16 protein-coding genes and 2 pseudogenes are annotated in these 15,340 nt (G+C 71.1%); 10 read left to right on the plus strand and 8 right to left on the minus strand.

Features of this window, described 5'->3' with window-relative positions:
- Positions 1-247: 247 nt before the first annotated feature.
- Positions 248-1,057 (plus strand): annotated as a pseudogene (locus HHL28_RS18765) (FG-GAP repeat domain-containing protein); the annotation flags it as partial.
- 353 nt (positions 1,058-1,410) lie between these two features.
- A complete protein-coding gene (locus HHL28_RS18770) occupies positions 1,411-1,593 on the plus strand; it encodes an ASPIC/UnbV domain-containing protein (protein WP_404325774.1) in 183 nt (60 codons plus the stop codon).
- A 381-nt stretch (positions 1,594-1,974) separates the two neighbouring features.
- Here the strand turns inward: HHL28_RS18770 and HHL28_RS13670 are convergent, their stop codons facing one another.
- Complete coding sequence (locus HHL28_RS13670) at positions 1,975-2,757, minus strand: hypothetical protein (protein ID WP_075773185.1); 783 nt, start codon at positions 2,755-2,757, stop codon at positions 1,975-1,977.
- 77 nt (positions 2,758-2,834) lie between these two features.
- Positions 2,835-3,575, minus strand: a complete 741-nt coding sequence (locus tag HHL28_RS13675; RefSeq protein WP_075773184.1) for a hypothetical protein — start codon at positions 3,573-3,575, stop codon at positions 2,835-2,837.
- 233 nt (positions 3,576-3,808) lie between these two features.
- On the opposite strand from HHL28_RS13675, the gene dgcN reads away from it, so the two are divergent.
- The 3 genes from dgcN (at position 3,809) to HHL28_RS18775 (ending at position 6,167) form a co-directional block, all read left to right on the plus strand.
- On the plus strand, positions 3,809-4,831 hold the full coding sequence (gene dgcN, locus HHL28_RS13680; protein WP_075773183.1) for an N-acetyltransferase DgcN: 1,023 nt from the start codon (positions 3,809-3,811) through the stop codon (positions 4,829-4,831).
- Positions 4,818-5,822 carry an N-acetyl-D-Glu racemase DgcA gene (dgcA, locus tag HHL28_RS13685; RefSeq protein WP_075773182.1) on the plus strand — a complete coding sequence of 335 codons (1,005 nt, stop codon included), beginning with the start codon at positions 4,818-4,820 and terminating at the stop codon, positions 5,820-5,822. Before dgcN ends, dgcA begins: the two co-directional genes overlap by 14 nt.
- A gap of 180 nt (positions 5,823-6,002) precedes the next feature.
- A complete protein-coding gene (locus HHL28_RS18775; RefSeq protein WP_404325776.1) occupies positions 6,003-6,167 on the plus strand; it encodes a hypothetical protein in 165 nt (54 codons plus the stop codon).
- Between the two features lie 94 nt (positions 6,168-6,261).
- On the opposite strand, the gene HHL28_RS13690 is transcribed toward HHL28_RS18775, so the two are convergent.
- On the minus strand, positions 6,262-6,903 hold the full coding sequence (locus HHL28_RS13690) for a methyltransferase domain-containing protein (RefSeq protein ID WP_404325778.1): 642 nt from the start codon (positions 6,901-6,903) through the stop codon (positions 6,262-6,264).
- A gap of 89 nt (positions 6,904-6,992) precedes the next feature.
- Between HHL28_RS13690 and HHL28_RS13695 the strand changes: the two genes are divergently transcribed.
- The 4 genes from HHL28_RS13695 to truA all read left to right on the plus strand — a co-directional run bounded on the left by HHL28_RS13695 (position 6,993) and on the right by truA (position 9,908).
- Positions 6,993-7,778 (plus strand): ComF family protein, encoded by a 786-nt coding sequence (locus HHL28_RS13695; protein WP_404325780.1) that lies wholly within the window; start codon positions 6,993-6,995, stop codon positions 7,776-7,778.
- 107 nt (positions 7,779-7,885) lie between these two features.
- Positions 7,886-8,149 carry a glutaredoxin 3 gene (grxC, locus tag HHL28_RS13700; protein WP_075773180.1) on the plus strand — a complete coding sequence of 88 codons (264 nt, stop codon included), beginning with the start codon at positions 7,886-7,888 and terminating at the stop codon, positions 8,147-8,149.
- 3 nt (positions 8,150-8,152) lie between these two features.
- Positions 8,153-8,980: a carbon-nitrogen hydrolase family protein gene (locus HHL28_RS13705; RefSeq protein WP_075773179.1), complete on the plus strand. Its 828-nt coding sequence runs from the start codon at positions 8,153-8,155 to the stop codon at positions 8,978-8,980.
- A 187-nt stretch (positions 8,981-9,167) separates the two neighbouring features.
- The gene (gene truA / locus HHL28_RS13710) at positions 9,168-9,908 is read left to right on the plus strand and encodes a tRNA pseudouridine(38-40) synthase TruA (protein ID WP_075773178.1); all 741 of its coding nucleotides are present in this window, start codon (positions 9,168-9,170) and stop codon (positions 9,906-9,908) included.
- A 3-nt stretch (positions 9,909-9,911) separates the two neighbouring features.
- Here truA and HHL28_RS13715 read toward each other — a convergent pair whose 3' ends face one another.
- The 4 genes and pseudogenes from HHL28_RS13715 to dapD form a co-directional block, all read right to left on the minus strand.
- The gene (locus HHL28_RS13715) at positions 9,912-11,303 is read right to left on the minus strand and encodes a hypothetical protein (RefSeq protein WP_075773177.1); all 1,392 of its coding nucleotides are present in this window, start codon (positions 11,301-11,303) and stop codon (positions 9,912-9,914) included.
- A 118-nt stretch (positions 11,304-11,421) separates the two neighbouring features.
- Positions 11,422-12,012: a hypothetical protein gene (locus HHL28_RS13720; protein WP_075773176.1), complete on the minus strand. Its 591-nt coding sequence runs from the start codon at positions 12,010-12,012 to the stop codon at positions 11,422-11,424.
- Positions 12,009-13,162: pseudogene (gene dapE / locus HHL28_RS13725) on the minus strand (succinyl-diaminopimelate desuccinylase). The gene HHL28_RS13720 and the pseudogene dapE overlap by 4 nt, the downstream one beginning before the upstream one ends.
- Before the next feature lie 8 nt (positions 13,163-13,170).
- Positions 13,171-14,013 carry a 2,3,4,5-tetrahydropyridine-2,6-dicarboxylate N-succinyltransferase gene (gene dapD, locus HHL28_RS13730; RefSeq protein WP_075773174.1) on the minus strand — a complete coding sequence of 281 codons (843 nt, stop codon included), beginning with the start codon at positions 14,011-14,013 and terminating at the stop codon, positions 13,171-13,173.
- Positions 14,014-14,238: 225 nt separating this feature from the next.
- Between dapD and HHL28_RS13735 the strand changes: the two genes are divergently transcribed.
- Entirely contained in the window at positions 14,239-14,541 is a 303-nt protein-coding gene (locus tag HHL28_RS13735; protein ID WP_075773173.1) for a hypothetical protein, read from the plus strand.
- Positions 14,542-14,849: 308 nt separating this feature from the next.
- Here the strand turns inward: HHL28_RS13735 and HHL28_RS13740 are convergent, their stop codons facing one another.
- Entirely contained in the window at positions 14,850-15,335 is a 486-nt protein-coding gene (locus HHL28_RS13740; RefSeq protein WP_169655291.1) for a PRC-barrel domain-containing protein, read from the minus strand.
- Between the last annotated feature and the right edge of the window lie 5 nt (positions 15,336-15,340).

A 15,340-nucleotide genomic window follows, 5' to 3' on the forward strand; every position in this document is an offset into this window, starting at 1 on the left:
TGCGGCTTCGCCGCGTTGGGGGAGCGCCGCAGGCGGCCGGATCTCCTGGGACTAGATGTAGTGGGTGGGGGATAAAGCGCTTGTGCGTGTCCGTGTGTGTGTTCGTGCGTGTTTCCCGCACTGCCCGCCGCGTGGCAGGCTCCATCCGGGACGATCCGTTATCCATCCCGTTCATCCGTGCCCGAGTCCTTCCGCCACGGTGGGGTCCCGCGCTATCCTCTCCGCCTCGCAGCGGTGAGGGACGGTGATGTTCATCCGGTGCTCCAACCTGATCACGCGCAACCCGGCGGCCCTGCATGGCGGGGTCAGCGTGGCGGACCTGGACGGGGACGGGCAGGACGAGATCGTCGTGGCCGGGTTCGCCGGCCCCAACCGGGTGCTGAAATGGGACGGGCAGGCGCTGGTGGACGCTGCCGACCCTGCCCTGGCGGACGAGCGGGGCAAGGCGCTGGCCGTGCTCTGCGCCGACCTGGACGGGGACGGGCGGGAAGAGGCCTATGTGCTGAACGGCGGCGCCCGGCGGCAGCCGGACCGGCTGTTCGCCGGGTTCGGCAAGCGCTGGGTGGACCTGCTGTCCCTGCCCGACTCGGACCTGGCCCCGGCGGCGGGGCCGGGGCGATGCGCGGGCGTGCTGGACCGGTCGGGCACCGGTCGCTACGGCTTCCTGGTGGCGGCGGAGGGTGAGCCGCTGCGCCTGCTGGAGCTGGGCCGCGACGGGAAGCTGGCCGACGTGGCGGAGGAGGCCGGGCTGGACGCGGAGGGGGCGGTGGGCTGCCTGCTGGCCGCGCCGCTGCTGGGGGAGCAGCCGGACATCTTCGTCGGGATGGAGGGCGGGCCGAACCTGCTGTACCGCAACCTGGGCGACGGCACCTTCGAGGAGGTGGGGGAGGACTGGGACCTGGCCGACCCGCGGCAGGACAGCCTTGCCGCCGCGCGCCTGGACGGGGACGGGCTGGCCGACCTGGCGGTGGGCAATGCAGACGGGCCGTTGAGGCTGTGGCAGCAGCGGGCCGGCGGCAGCTTCGCCGAGGTGGCGCCGGCGGATGTCTCCCTGCCCGCGGCGGTGCGGACGGTGATCGTCGCCGACTTCGACAATGACGGGTTCGAGGAGATCTTCCTGCACTGCCACGGGGAGGAGAACCGCCTGTTCGCCTGGCGGGAGGACCGCTGGCAGGAGATCGACATCGGCGACGCCGCCCTGCCCGACGGGGCCGCCACCGGCGCCGCCGTGATGGACCTGGACGGGGACGGGCAGCTGGAGCTGCTGCTGGCCCATGGCGACACGGAGGCCCAGCCGCTGGCCCTGTTCCTGGCGGAACCGCGGGGCCACCACTGGCTGCGGGTGCGGCCCCTGACCCGCGCCGGGGCGCCTGCCCGGGGGCGGAGGTGCGGCTGTGGGCGGGGGGCCGGGTGCAGGGCCGCGCCATCTGCGGCGGCTCCGGCCACCTCTGCCAGATGGAGCCGGTGGCCCATTTCGGCTTGGGACACGAGCGCAAGGTGGAGAAGGTGGAAGTCCGCTGGCCCGACGGGACCGTGGCCGTGGTGGAAGGGCCGAAGCCTTGCCAGACGCTGGTGGTGAGGCAGCCGGGGTGAGGCGGCGGGCGTGGCTGTCTGGCGGTGTTGCGGAAGGACTCGGGCACGGATGTACGCGGATGAGGGACGGATCGTCCCGGATGGGGCGATTTGGCGGGCGGAGTGCCGTCAACATTCACGGACACGCACAAGGACACACACGAACATTCACGGCACTTCAGGCTGAGGGCTGGGCAACGCGCAAAGAGTTGGATGCCTGCGGCGCTTTTGTCGCCGCGGCGAAGCCGCATTCAATTCTTTGTGGGTGTTCGTGCGTGTGATTGTGGGTGTCCGTGAGTGTTGATGGCAGCCACGGCCCCGAAGCAGGCCCCATCCGGGACGATCCGGCGTCAATCCCGTTCATCCGTGTCCGAATCCATCAACACCGCCAGCCATGGCGCCTCACGCCTCCAGGTCCACCCGCCTTGGCAGGGGCTGGTCGATGGCGGCGGACCAGATGCGGGCCCAGAGGATGGCCATCAGGGCGGCCATCAAGGGCTGGACCACGGCGAGGCTGAGCTGGGTCAGCAGCGCCAGCAGCGGGTTGTCCGTGGCCAGGCTGGCGAAGATCAGCAGGCCGGGGATGATTTGCAGCGGCAGGTTCACCAGGGCGAAGGCCACGAAGGCGGGCAGGCCCCCCATGGCCGAGGTGGCCCGCCAGCTCTGCCCCAGCAGGGCCGGGCGGTCCACGGAGACGCCGGTCAGGCCCGGGCCCAGGCGCGACACCAGCCACATGACGATGCCCACCACCGGCACCAGGGCCAGCAGCACGGCGGCCACGCTCGGCCCCTCCCCCTCCCCCGGCGGGGAGGCGGTGAGGAACAGGCCCACCAGCAGCGAGGCCGCGATGAGGGCCAGCAGACCCGCGGCCATGAACATCAGCAGCACCCGGCCGCCCATCTTCCAGACGCGCGTTTCCGCCGGCATGTCCCAGAACTTCGCCGTGTCCTCCCCCAGCAGCATGAAACGCTGCCAGCGCACCACCCACAGCCCCTGGACCCAGACCAGGGCCACCACGGACAGCAGCATGAACAGGGTGCCCGACCCCGGCCCGGCGGTGAGCTGCACCAGCCCGAAGACGACGAAGACCAGGGCCGGCGCCCCGGCGAACCGCAGCACCCGGCCGGGGTCCGACAACATCAGGAGATAGGCCGCCAAGGCCTCCCGCACCGCGCCCGCGATCATGCTTACCTTGCTCCCCTTGTCCCGTCGGCAGGCTAGAGATAGGGGGACGGGCGGGCGAACGCCATGGGAAGGATGGGTCAGAAGTTCACGCTGAGCTTCACCGGGATGTACCAGCGCCCGCCCTCGTCGTTGATGCTGTTCAGGCCCAGGGCGGCCAGGGTGCTGTCGTCGTCGCGAAGCTCGCCATCATAGAAGATGCCCGTCTCAAGCCCCAGCACCACCCCGGCATAGGGGCTGCGCCAGCCGAAGGTCAGGCCGCCGGTGGGCACCCAGCTGGACTTGTAGAAGTCGGAGCCCAGCTCCGCCGGCAGGGTGAGCTGGGCGAAGCCGCCGGAGCGGAATTCCGCGTCCATGGCGCCCACCCGGCGCACGCCCGCCGTGACGCCCACATAGGGATAGAAGCCGGGGCTGACCTGGAAGTACTGGCGATAGGACAGGCGCGCGGTCCAGGCCTCGTAATCATCGAACTTGGCGCGCAGGGGCACGCCCGCCAGCTCACCCACGCCCAGGGACTCGGCCTCCGACCGGGTGTAGCCCAAGGTCAGGGCCAGCTCCGACAGGTCGGACAGGCCATAGGTCACCTCCCCCTCCAGCCCCAGGAAATACTCGTGGGTGCTGGTCCAGGTGCGGGAGCCGATACGCGCGATGCCGGCGGTGCCGCCGCCGTGGAATTCCCCGCCCACGCCGAACTCCGGCCCCACGGCGATGCCGAAGCCGATGGCGCCGACCTCCGGCGTCTTGGCCGTCTGGGCCAGGGCTGGGGCCGAGGCCAGCAAGGGGGCGAGCAGGAGGGCGGCCAAACGGGCGCGGGACGACATGCGGAGGCTCCGTCGTTCATTTCTGGGGCTTTCCCTCCGATGTAACCCCCGCCCCCTTCCGAACCATCCCCGAATGGGGGGCATCCCATCGGCATGGCCCACCGACCGGGGCCGCCGATCCCCGGCCCGCGGGCCGGGGGCGCCTGGGGAACCGCGAGCCCAGGCTTGCGCGCCGACCGCCGGATGGGGCTAGGATGGGGGTCCCGGCGACCCCGAGCGGAGGCCCGTGCCCCATGCGGATCGAGACCCCCTACCTGCTGTTCCTGGGCGACGCGGCCGACCCCCTTGCCGCCAAGACCGCCGCCGGCATCGCCCAGTGGCGGCCGGAAAACTGCCTGGGCCAGATGCGCCTGCCCGGCTGCAACGCCGACCTGGGCCTGCCCGACATGGGGATCGCGGAGGCGCGGGCCGCCGGCGTGCGGACGCTGGTGGTGGGGGCGGCCAACCGGGGCGGCAACCTGAACGAGGCCTGGGTTCCCCTGCTGATCCAGGCGCTGGAGGCGGGGCTGGACCTGGCCAGCGGCCTGCACCAGAAGCTGGCGGACATCCCCGCCCTGGCCGGGCTGGCCGCCAGCCTGGGCCGGCAGGTGCATGACGTGCGCCATCCCACCGGGACCTTCCCCATCGGGACGGGGGAGAAGCGGCCGGGCCTGCGGGTGCTGGCGGTGGGCACCGACTGTTCCATCGGCAAGATGTACACGGCCCTGGCCCTGGAGCGGGAGATGCAGGCCCGCGGCATGCGGGCGACGTTCCGGGCCACGGGCCAGACCGGCATCCTGATCGCCGGGTCGGGCGTGTCGGTGGACGCGGTGGTCAGCGACTTCGTGGCGGGGGCGGTGGAGCAGCTCTGCCCCGCCAACGCGCCCAACCATTGGGACGTGGTGGAGGGCCAGGCCAGCGTGCTGCACCCCAGCTATGGCGGCGTGACCCTGGCCCTGGTCCATGGCAGCCAGCCGGACGCGCTGGTCATGTGCCATGAGCCCACCCGGCCCCACATGCGCGGCCTGCCCCACCGGCCCCTGCCGCACCTGGCGGACTGCATCGCGGCGCATGAGGCGGCGGCCCGCCTGACCAACCCGCGGGCCAAGGTGGTGGGCTTCTCCCTGAACACCTCGGCCTTGTCGGAGGACAACGCCCAGCGGGTGCTGCTGGAGTTGGAGGAGCGGTTCGGCCTGCCGGCGGTTGACCCGTTGCGCACGGGCGTCGGCCCCCTGGTGGACCAGTTGGAGGAGATCGAGGCCCATGCCCTCGCTTGAGGCGAAACGCATCCTGCGGGTCCGGGTGGAGAGCTTCCCCATCCGCGGCACCTTCCGCATCAGCCGCGGCGCCAAGACGCAAGCCGCGGTGGTGGTGGCGGAGATCGACGATGACGGCGTGGTGGGACGGGGGGAGTGCGTGCCCTATGCCCGCTATGGCGAGACGGTGGAGCAGGTGGCGGCCGACATCCAGGCCCTGGCGGCGGAGGTATCGGCCGGGCTGGACCGGGCGGGGCTGCAATCCATCATGAAGGCGGGGGCCGCCCGCAACGCCCTGGACTGCGCCTTCTGGGACCTGGAGGCCAAGCTGACCGGGGTGCCGGTGTGGGAGAACGCGGAGCTGGCCGCCCCGCCGGGGCCGCTGAGCACCGCCTTCACCCTGAGCATCGACACGCCGGAGGCCATGGCGGTGGCCGCGGCGGGCAGCGCCGACAAGCCGCTGCTGAAGTTGAAGCTGGCGGGGGATGGGCTGGACCTGGAGCGGGTCGCCGCAGTGCGGACCCATGCGCCCAACAGCCGGCTGGTGGTGGATGCCAACGAGGGTTGGTCGCTGGACGACCTGAAGGTGCTGCCCGGCAAACTGGCCGATTTGGGCGTGGAGATGATCGAGCAGCCCTTGCCGGCGGCGGACGACGACGCCCTGCTGGGCTTCCGCAGCCCCCTGCCCCTGGGGGCGGATGAGAGCGCCCATGGGCTGGACAGCCTGGAGCGGCTGCGGGGCAAGTACCAGGTGGTGAACATCAAGCTGGACAAGACCGGCGGCCTGACCGAGGCCCTGGCCATGCGCCGGGCGGCGGAGGCGGCGGGGCTGGAGGTGATGGTGGGCTGCATGGTGGCCACGTCCCTGGCCATGGCGCCCGCCGTGTACGTGGCGCAAGGGGCGCGGTACGTGGACCTGGACGGGCCGCTGCTGCTGGCAAAGGACCGGGAGCCGGGCCTGCGGTTCGAGGGCACGACCCTGTACCCGCCGGGGCCAGAGGTCTGGGGGTGACGTTGCGTTCCTTCTCCCTGGGGAGAAGGTGGCGCGGTAGCGCCGGATGAGGGAGGTGGGTTCCTCGAACCGGGGTGGTTTGCGTTATTCTCTACGCCCACCTCCCTCACCCGCCTCGCTGTGCGAGGCACCCTCTCCCCAGGGAGAGGGAACTGAAGGTCACCCCCCGGCTTTACGCCCGTGCCCACCTCCGTGGTCTTCAGCGCCTCGGCCAGCCTTGCGTTGGCGCTGCCGCGGCGGGCGGGTTGCTGCTGGGTGGTGGGGTCGGGGGACCAGGCGGCCAGGAAGATCACGTCGAAGGTGGCGGGGACGGTGCCGTCCTGTTCCTGGAACAGCTCGGCATAGCGTTCCATGGCGCGGGCGATGACGGCGCGGCGGGTGGGGGCCTTCAGCCGGGCCAGGGCGGCGTTCGTCTCCCCCATCCCGCGCAGATCCTGCATCAGGCGGACTGGGTTGGGGTAGCTGACGGTGATGCTGTCCATGTCCGCCACGGGCAGGGCGAAGCCGGCCCGTTGCAGCAGGCCCGCCGCGTCGCGCAGGCCGGCCATGGGGCTGATCCGGGGGACAGGCCGCCGGTCACCTCCTGCTCCGCCTCGAACAGGCTGCGGCGCAGCTCGAACAGGGTTTCCCCGCCCAGCAGGGCCGCCAGGAACAGGCCGTCGGGCTTCAGGGCCTGGCGGGCCTGGATCAGGGCGCCGGGCAGGTCGTTCACCCAATGGAGTGACAGGTTGCTGACCACCAGGTCGAAGCTGCCGGGGGCGAAGGGCAGCAGCTCCTCATCCGCCGCCAGGGTGGGCTGGCCGTTGGCGGCGGCGGTGCTGGCCATGGCGGGGGACAGGTCGGCCTGCACCACCGTCTCGATGCCTGCCTTGCCCAGCAGGGCGCCCGCCATCTCCCCCCCATGGCAGCCCAAATCCAGGGCGCGGGGGAAGCTGCGGCGGATGATCTCCAGCCGGTCCGCCAGCCGCTCCGCCACCTCCTTGAACAGGAAGTCGTGCGCGGCGATGGCGGGTGCCGCCCGGTCCCGGTGCAGGCGCACCACCCGGCGGTCGAACACGGTCATGGAATCGGCGTCGGTCATGGGGGACCCATAGGACAGCGGCAGCCAGGGCTCAACCGGAAACGACGTCAGGCGTGTCGCGGCGATTGGGAACCTGCTAGTGTAAGGACATGGAAAGCACCATTCCCACACGCCCTGGCGGCATCACGCGTAGCCTCCGCGCCGGGGCGTTGCTGCTGCTCGACCTGATCCTGCCGCCCCGCTGCCTGTCCTGCGGGGCGGACGTGGCCCAGGCGGGGGCGCTGTGCGGGGCCTGCTGGGCCAAGGTGGATTTCCTGGGGCCGCCGCAGTGTGCCTGCTGCGGCCTGCCGTTCGAGGTGGCGGCCCTGGCGGGCGACCTGTGCGCCGGCTGCATCCGCAAGCCGCCGCCCTATGCCCGCTGCCGCAGCGTCTTCGCCTATGATCCGGACAGCCGCGGGCTGGTGCTGGCCTTCAAGCATGCCGACCGGACCGACGCCGCCCCCGGATTCGCCGCCTGGATGGCCCGGGCAGGGGCGGAGCTGCTGGCTGACGCGGACATCGTGGCGCCCGTTCCCCTGCACCGCTGGCGCCTGTTCCGCCGCCGCTACAACCAGGCGGCCCTGCTGGCCCTGGGGATCGGGAAACTGTCGGGGCGGACGGTGGCGCCCGACCTGCTGGCCCGCCGCCGCGACACGGGCAACCAGGGCGGGCGGTCAAGGGTGGGGCGTGCGCGAAACGTGGCCGGGGCCTTCACGGTGCGGCCGGCGTACAAGGAGCGGGTGAAGGGAAAGCGGGTGCTGCTGGTGGACGACGTCTACACCACGGGCGCCACGGCGGGGGAATGCGCCAAGGCCCTGCTGCGGGCCGGCGCCGCGGCCGTGGACGTGCTGACCCTGGCCCGGGTGGTGAAGCCGGTGGGAACCGACCTGGGGTGACCCCTGATCCGCATGCCACACCCGCCTTGCGTCCGCGAAGGGTTTCCCCACCGTCCTTGCGTTGTCATATTGGGGACGTGTCCCTTCAACAGCGACCGAGATTCACCATGCCCAAGGTCGAGATCTACACGAGCCCCTGGTGCGGCTACTGCGCCCGGGCGAAGCGCCTGCTGGATGCCAAGGGCGTGGCCTATGAGGAGATCGACGTGATGGCGGAGCCGCGCCGCCGGCCGGAGATGGTGGAGCGGGCCGGCGGCCGCACCAGCGTGCCGCAGGTCTTCATCGACGGGCAGCATATCGGTGGCTGCGACGACACCTATGCCCTGGACAAGGCGGGCAAGCTGGACGCCCTGCTGGGCGTGGGCGCCTGAGCCATGGCGGCGGGCATGCTGCGCGCGGCGGTGGTCCAGGTCAATGCGGGGCCGGAGATCGCCCCCAACCTGGAGGCGGCCGGCACCCTGGTCCGCCGGGCCCGGGAGGCGGGGGCCGAGCTGGTCTGCCTGCCGGAGAACGTGGCCCTGATGGTGCAGGGACGGGACAGGATCCTGCCGCTGGCGAAGCCGGAGGGCGAGCACCCCGGCGTGCCCTTCTTCCAGGATTTGGCGCGGGAGACGGGCGCCTGGCTGATGACCGGCAGCCTGCAATGCCTGCTGGAGGATGGCCGCGTGGCCAACCGGGCCTTCGTGGTGGACCCGGCCGGCGGCATCGTCGCCCGCTATGACAAGATCCACATGTTCGACGTGGACCTGGCCGGGGGCGAGAGCTACCGGGAAAGCGCCACCTATCGCCCCGGCACCCGCGCCGTGGTGGCTCCGACGCCCTGGGGCGGGCTGGGCATGAGCATCTGCTATGACGTGCGCTTCGCCTATCTGTACCGGGCGCTGGCCAAGGCGGGGGCGAGCATCATCACCGTTCCCAGCGCCTTTACCGTGCCCACGGGGCGGGCACACTGGCACGTTCTGCTGCGGGCCCGGGCCATCGAGACGGGCTGCTACGTGCTGGCGCCCGCCCAGACGGGGGTGCATGACGGCGGCCGGGGCACCTATGGCCACGCGCTGATCATCAGCCCCTGGGGGGAGGTGCTGGCCGACGCCGGGGAGGAACCGGGCTTCATCATCGCCGACCTGGACCTGTCCAAGGTGGCCGAAGCCCGCCGGATGGTGCCGTCCCTGACCCACGACCGGGGGTTCGAGGGGCCGTGAGGTTCGGGCCCTTTGACACGGACGGCACGGACATGCCACGGACGGACACGGACAGGATGCACCCGTCCTGACCCGTCCTCCTGGACAAGGACCTGAAGGCTGGCTGCGCCGCAGGCTTTAGAGTTCTTGTCCGTGGCTGTCCGTGTCCTCGTCCGTGCCGTCCGTGTCCCCTGGAACCACGCTCCCCATGACCCAGCGCTGGAAACTGACCATCGAGTATGACGGCCGGCCCTTCGTGGGCTGGCAGCGGCAGGACAATGGCCTGTCCGTCCAGGGCTGCCTGGAGGAGGCGGTGCGGCGCTTCTCGGGCGAGGCGGCCACGGTCCATGCCGCCGGGCGGACGGATGCGGGGGTGCATGCCCTGGCCATGGTGGCGAGCCTGGACCTGGAGAAGCAGTGCCGGCCCGACACGGTGCGCGACGCGCTGAACCACCATCTGCGGCCGCACCCCGTCTCCGTCCTGTCGGCAGAGCCGATGGCGGAGGATTTCCATGCCCGCTTTTCCTGCCGGGGCCGGTCCTACCTGTACCGCATCGTCAACCGCCGGGCGCCCCTGGCGCTGGAGGCGGGGCGGGCCTGGCAGGTGTCGGTGCCCCTGGATGCCGAAGCGATGCAGGAGGCCGCGCAAAGGCTGGTGGGGCGGCATGACTTCACCAGCTTCCGCGCCAGCCTGTGCCAGGCGAAGGACCCGGTGAAGACCCTGGACCGGCTTGACGTGGAACGGGTGGGGGAGGAAATCCGCGTCACCACCGCGGCCCGCAGCTTCCTGCACCACCAGGTGCGCAACATGGTGGGCACGCTGAAGCTGGTGGGGGAAGGCAAGTGGGCGGCCGACGCCGTGACGGCCGCGCTGGAAGCCCGCGACCGCGCCAAGGCAGGCCCCACGGCCCCGGCGGACGGGCTGTACTTCACCGGGGCGTGGTACTGAGGCTCAGCCCGCCCAGGCCGGGCGCCGCCGGTTGAGCCGGGCCAATGCCACATCGCGCAAAGCGAACAGGGCCAGCACCAGGGCGATGGCCATGTCCCAGGCCAGCAGCCGCACCATCCAAGGGGCGTGCAGGGCCGTGTGGTTGCGGAACAGCAGGTACCAGACGGGCACCACCAGGGCGGAGGCCAGCAGCAACTGCGCCCTTGGCCCCGAACCGGGCCGCCCGGCCAGGGTCAAGGCCAGGTAGCTGCCCAGCAGCATCACCCCCGCGCCCAGCAGGGCGAGCTGCCGGTGGCGGGCGTTCTCCAGGGGGATGATGACGAACAGCGCCTTCTCCAGCCGGTCCGCGACCTCCCCCACCCCGAAGCCGCCGCCGCCCGTCCGCTCGGTAAGCTTGGCGGCGAAGCTGGTCCAGACCGGGTCCCCGAACAGCAGGCCCGCCAGGGCGAGCTTCAACAGGAAGCACAGGGCGAAGGCCAGCAGGAACGCGGCCAGGGCGGGCACCAGCCAGGCGAGCACCTCCCGCAGGCCCTTGCGGGTTCCGGCCTGGATGGCGGCCACCGCGATGATGGCCGCCACCGCCATGGGCAGGGCGCCCACCAGGAACTCGAAGAAGGCGACCAGGCAGCCGAACCCGGCCATCAGGGTGTGGCGGGACGCGGGCCGCAACTCCTCCAGCCGAAGGAACAGGGCGGACAGCAGGAAGCCGGCCAGGATGATGTCGGACGGCGCCTGGGACAGGGACATGCCGTAGAACGGCAGGCCGTAGAAGCCCAGCAACACCGCGCCGATGCCGGCCAGGGCGAGGGACGGCACCGGTTCCCCCCTGGCCCCGGCCAGGGCGGCGCGGGCGAGGCCGAGGGCGAGCAGGGCGGCGAACAGGCCATAGGCCAGGCCCTTCAGCACGGCCCGCACCTCCTCCATGGTGAGGAAGCCGAGCAGGGCGGCGGCAACCACCCGGTGGCCATGCAGGTAGCGGTGGTACGGGTATAGGGACGCACGGAAATCGTCCGGGACGCCTTCCGCCAGCAGGATGCGGAGGATGCGGCATTCGCTGACCACCATCCCGCCACGGGCCAGGGTCACCGGCGCGTCATTGAAGATCACCGTGGGCGTCACGGCATCGCGCAGCCGGCTTTCCCCACGCAACAGGGTCATCTGGCCGATAAGGCAGTCATTGTACTGGTTGGCCCCGCGGGGATCGCCGAAGTCGGGCCAGTCCTCATCCCCCAGGGCGCCGGTGGCAAAGGATGCGCGCAGAGAAGCGGCCACCCGGTCAGCGGGCACCAGCAGGGAAGCATAACTTGCCAGCAGGAACAGGCAGAACACCCCCAGGGTGACGCCGACAGTCACCCGCAGCCAAGCCAGCCCGGCCAGAACGGGTCGTTCGCCCATCCCCCCATCCCCCCGCGGTTCCCCGGGGAGGAGTCTCGGTCCGATAGGGTGCCGAAGGCAGCCCGCGCATGCGGGTGGGGGCGCGGGCAAGGGGCGTAAAACCGACGACGGGCAAGCCCTATCCCGCCGCGACGGTCCCCATCGGCAGCATGCCGCGGGCCACGCTGTCCACGATGGCGCCGACGAACAGGTCCAGCAGCACGAAGCCCGCGGCGGCCAAGCCGCTGACGGCCAGGCTGGTGCGGGTGACGAACCAGCCATAGGCCAGGGCCCAGACGCTGGCCACCAGGCCGATGACCTGCTGCATGGGCACTGGCAGGCCCACCAGGCCGGACAGGCCCACGGTCAGCACCAGCACGCCCACCTGGACGACGCTGGACCAGTTGCCGGCGGTGATGAAGGCGGGCATGCGGCTGTCATCGCCCTGCATGGCCATGACCTGCCAGATCAGCAGCAGGATGCCCGCCAGCTTGGCCACGAAGGCGATGCTGGTCAGCAGCAGGAACGGCAGCAGCCCCGCCGCCTGTTCCTCCGGCGTGCGGACCAGGGAGGCCAGCACCAAGTAGGCCGGCAGCACCACCCAAAGGGCCTGGAAGCTGCGCCAGGCCGCGCCGGCGCTGGGGTCCAGGCTGGCCGCACCAGACGCGTCGAACCGGGCGAAGCGCAGGGCGGCGTGCAGACCATAGGCCGCGTCGCGGGCGAAACTCATGCCGCGGGCCGCCCGAAGTAAGAGGACAGCACCCGGTCATAGATGGATGCCAGGTCGCGCACGTCGGCAACGGACACGTTCTCATCCACCTTGTGCATGGTCCGGCCCACCAGGCCGAATTCCACCACGGGGCAATGGTCCTTGATGAAGCGGGCGTCGGAGGTTCCGCCGGAGGTGCTCAGCTCCGGCACGCGGCCGGTGACGGCGGTGACGGCGCCCGCCACCACCTCCACCAACGGGCCCGGCGGGGTCAGGAAGGCGACGCCGCTGGTCTGGAGCGACAGCTCCCAGGTCCCGCCCACCTCTTCCAACACGTCGCGGATATGGGCCTCCAGGCTGGCGGGGGTGTGCAGGTCATTGAAACGGATGTTGAAGCGCGCCGTTCCCTTGGCCGGGATCACGTTGCTGGCGGGTTGGCCACGTCGATGGTGGTGAGGGCCAGGGTGCTGGGCTGGAAATGGTCGGTGCCTTCGTCCAGAGGGCTCTCCGCCAGCAGGGACAGGGCCTTGACCAGGCGCGGCAGCGGGTTGTCCGCGAGGTGCGGGTAGGCCACGTGGCCCTGGGCGCCCAGGGCGGTCAGGGTGGCCGTCACGCTGCCGCGGCGGCCGATCTTCATCATGTCGCCCAGGGCGCGGGGGTTGGTGGGTTCGCCCACCACGCAGGCATCCAGCCGCTCCCCCCTCGCCGCCAGCCAGTCCAGCACCGGCTTGGTACCGTTGACGCTGGGGCCTTCCTCATCCCCGGTGATCAGCAGGGAGATGCTGCCGTCCGGACGACCGTTGCGGTCGAGGAACGAGCTGACGGCGCCGATGAAGCTGGCGATGGCGCCCTTCATGTCTGACGCGCCACGGCCATAGAGTCGGCCGTCGATGATCTCGCCCCCGAAAGGATCCACGCTCCACCCGGCCCGGTCGCCCGGCGGCACCACGTCCGTGTGGCCGGCGAAGCAGAAATTCCGCCCGCCCGTGCCCAGCCGGGCATAGAGGTTGTCCACCCAATCCGTCCCCGGCGCCTGGAAGGGCAGCCGGGTGCAGGCGAAGCCCATCCCCTCCAGCGCCTTCTGCACCACGTCCAGGGCGCCGGCGTCGGCGGGCGTTACGCTGGCGCAACGGATAAGGTCCTGGGCCAGGGTGACGGGGTCGAGGGCCATGGTGGGGGTCAGTCCCGCAGCAGCTCGTTGATGCTGGTCTTCGAACGGGTCTTCTCATCCACCCGCTTGACGATGACGGCGCAATAGAGGCTGGGGCCGGGGCTGCCGTCCGGCAGGGGCTTGCCGGGCAAGCTGCCGGAGACGACGACGGAATAGGCGGGGACGCGGCCCATGAATACCTCCCCCGTCGTGCGGTCGATGACCTTGGTGCTGGCGCCGATGAAGACGCCCATGGAGATGACAGAGCCCCGCTCCACCACCACGCCTTCCACGATCTCTGACCGGGCGCCGATGAAGCAGTCGTCCTCGATCACCACGGGGCCGGCCTGCAAGGGTTCCAGCACGCCGCCGATGCCGACGCCGCCGGACAGGTGCACGTTCTTGCCGATCTGGGCGCAGGAGCCGACGGTGACCCAGGTGTCCACCATGGTGCCCTTGTCCACATAGGCACCAAGGTTGACGAAGCTGGGCATCAGGATCACCCCCGGCGCCACATAGGCGGAGTGGCGCACCACCGCCCCCGGCACGCCGCGGAAGCCGGCCTGGCGCCAGCGCGCCTCATCCCAGCCGGCGAACTTGCTCGGCACCTTGTCGAACCAGGTCGCCCCGCCGGGGCCGCCCTCGATCACTTGGTTGTCGTTCAGGCGGAAGGACAGCAGCACCGCCTTCTTCAGCCACTGGTTCACCACCCAGCCGCCGTCGCCCGGTTCCGCCACCCGGCGTTCGCCCCGGTCCAGCAGGGCCAGCGCCTGCTCCACCGCGTCCCGCACGGGGCCCTTGGTGCCGGTGTTGATGCCGTCGCGGGCATCCCAGGCCTGGTTGATGGCGGATTCGAGGTCGGCGTGGCTCATGGTCGGGGCTTCGCGGCTGGGAAAGACGCCGGACCATGGGACAGCCGGGCGGCCCCTGTCAACGGATGGGGGATGGCACCTTGGGCGGGGGTGGCACCACTTGCCGCATGGGGGCCGGAACCGGCAAGTATTACGGCGGCCCGTTCAAGAGTATTCGGCAATTTTGACTCGACTCTACCACGAAATCGAGTCGGGATTCCCCTTGTTTGCCGAGGGGAGTCAAAGATGCGCGCAAGTGTATTCTGTGGTTTACTTGTATTCCTGGCTACCCTTCCTGGACCGCCTGTCCGGGCGCAGTCGGATGAGGCGCTGAAGCAGGCGATCATCCAGGAATCCATCGCCGGCTACCCCGGCAACTGCCCCTGCCCTTACAACACCATGCGCAACGGGGCCCGCTGCGGCGGGCGCAGCGCCTATAGCAGGCCGGGCGGCTACGCACCCCTGTGCTACCCGGGGGACGTCACGCCGGAGATGCTGGCCCAATACAAGAAAGCCCAGGCCCGGAAGGCCCCGGCGAAGGCGGGGTGAAGGGCTTGTGGCCTCGCCATCACAGCCTGCTCAGCGCACCTCGATGCAGCAGCCCTCCATAGGAGAATGAGTCGAACGGCACCACTACGTACCCTCCCCCAGAGGGGGAGGGACAGGGAGAGGGGTTGGGCCCTTTCCGGAAAGGGCAACCTGCGACGTGGCGTCTGCTGTCCTGGTCGCACCACCCCTCACCCTGTCCCTCTCCCCCTGGGAGAGGGGACGGGACCGTGCCGTTCAACCCACATTCAGCCGGAATGACCGCGACGGCGTGCATTAGCAGGATGCCCCCGCGGCCCCCGCCGCATCCCTTACTTGCGCGTGCTGGGCTCGTTCGACAGGCCCACCTGCGAGGTGTCATAGGTGAATTCGGGCAGGGCGGTCAGTTGCTGGCGGTCCATGCCCTGGAGCACCAGGTCGTCACTGCCCTGCTTGGCCTGGAGCCGGTTGGCGTCCACGGCCACGTCCTTCTCATCATCCTCGATGTCGATGATGGCCTGGATGCGGGAGCCGTCGCGGCTCATCACCACGTCCTCCACCTCGCCCAGCTCCTTGCCCTGGGCGTCCACCACGTCGCGGTCGATCAGCTTGTTCAGGCTGACCCAGTTGGGGCCCTGCGCCACGCCGCCGGTGCCGGCCGTGTTGCCGGCGGAGGTGCCGGGGCCGGTGGTGGCCATGCTGCCGCTGCCGGTGGTGCTGGTCCCCGCCCCGGTGCCCGTGGCCGAGCCGCCGGACTGGGCAAAGGCGGCGCCGGACAGCGCCAGGGCCGCCGCGGCGGCGAGAAGGGTCGTACGCATGGTTG

This window comes from Aerophototrophica crusticola (genome assembly GCF_012913305.1).
Classification (GTDB): Bacteria; Pseudomonadota; Alphaproteobacteria; order Azospirillales; family Azospirillaceae; genus Niveispirillum; species Niveispirillum crusticola.

Excerpts from the sequence above, each read along its gene's own strand:
- HHL28_RS13705 (WP_075773179.1), top strand. The coding sequence starts at position 8,153 with ATGGCGGCGGGCATGCTGCGCGCGGCGGTGGTCCAGGTCAATGCGGGG.
- HHL28_RS13675 (WP_075773184.1), bottom strand. The coding sequence starts at position 3,575 with ATGTCGTCCCGCGCCCGTTTGGCCGCCCTCCTGCTCGCCCCCTTGCTG.
- dgcA (WP_075773182.1), top strand. The coding sequence starts at position 4,818 with ATGCCCTCGCTTGAGGCGAAACGCATCCTGCGGGTCCGGGTGGAGAGC.
- dgcN (WP_075773183.1), top strand. The coding sequence starts at position 3,809 with ATGCGGATCGAGACCCCCTACCTGCTGTTCCTGGGCGACGCGGCCGAC.
- HHL28_RS13690 (WP_404325778.1), bottom strand. The coding sequence starts at position 6,903 with ATGACCGACGCCGATTCCATGACCGTGTTCGACCGCCGGGTGGTGCGC.
- HHL28_RS13735 (WP_075773173.1), top strand. The coding sequence starts at position 14,239 with ATGCGCGCAAGTGTATTCTGTGGTTTACTTGTATTCCTGGCTACCCTT.
- HHL28_RS13715 (WP_075773177.1), bottom strand. The coding sequence starts at position 11,303 with ATGGGCGAACGACCCGTTCTGGCCGGGCTGGCTTGGCTGCGGGTGACT.
- HHL28_RS13670 (WP_075773185.1), bottom strand. The coding sequence starts at position 2,757 with ATGATCGCGGGCGCGGTGCGGGAGGCCTTGGCGGCCTATCTCCTGATG.
- HHL28_RS13720 (WP_075773176.1), bottom strand. The coding sequence starts at position 12,012 with ATGAGTTTCGCCCGCGACGCGGCCTATGGTCTGCACGCCGCCCTGCGC.
- HHL28_RS13740 (WP_169655291.1), bottom strand. The coding sequence starts at position 15,335 with ATGCGTACGACCCTTCTCGCCGCCGCGGCGGCCCTGGCGCTGTCCGGC.
- HHL28_RS13695 (WP_404325780.1), top strand. The coding sequence starts at position 6,993 with ATGGAAAGCACCATTCCCACACGCCCTGGCGGCATCACGCGTAGCCTC.
- grxC (WP_075773180.1), top strand. The coding sequence starts at position 7,886 with ATGCCCAAGGTCGAGATCTACACGAGCCCCTGGTGCGGCTACTGCGCC.
- truA (WP_075773178.1), top strand. The coding sequence starts at position 9,168 with ATGACCCAGCGCTGGAAACTGACCATCGAGTATGACGGCCGGCCCTTC.
- dapD (WP_075773174.1), bottom strand. The coding sequence starts at position 14,013 with ATGAGCCACGCCGACCTCGAATCCGCCATCAACCAGGCCTGGGATGCC.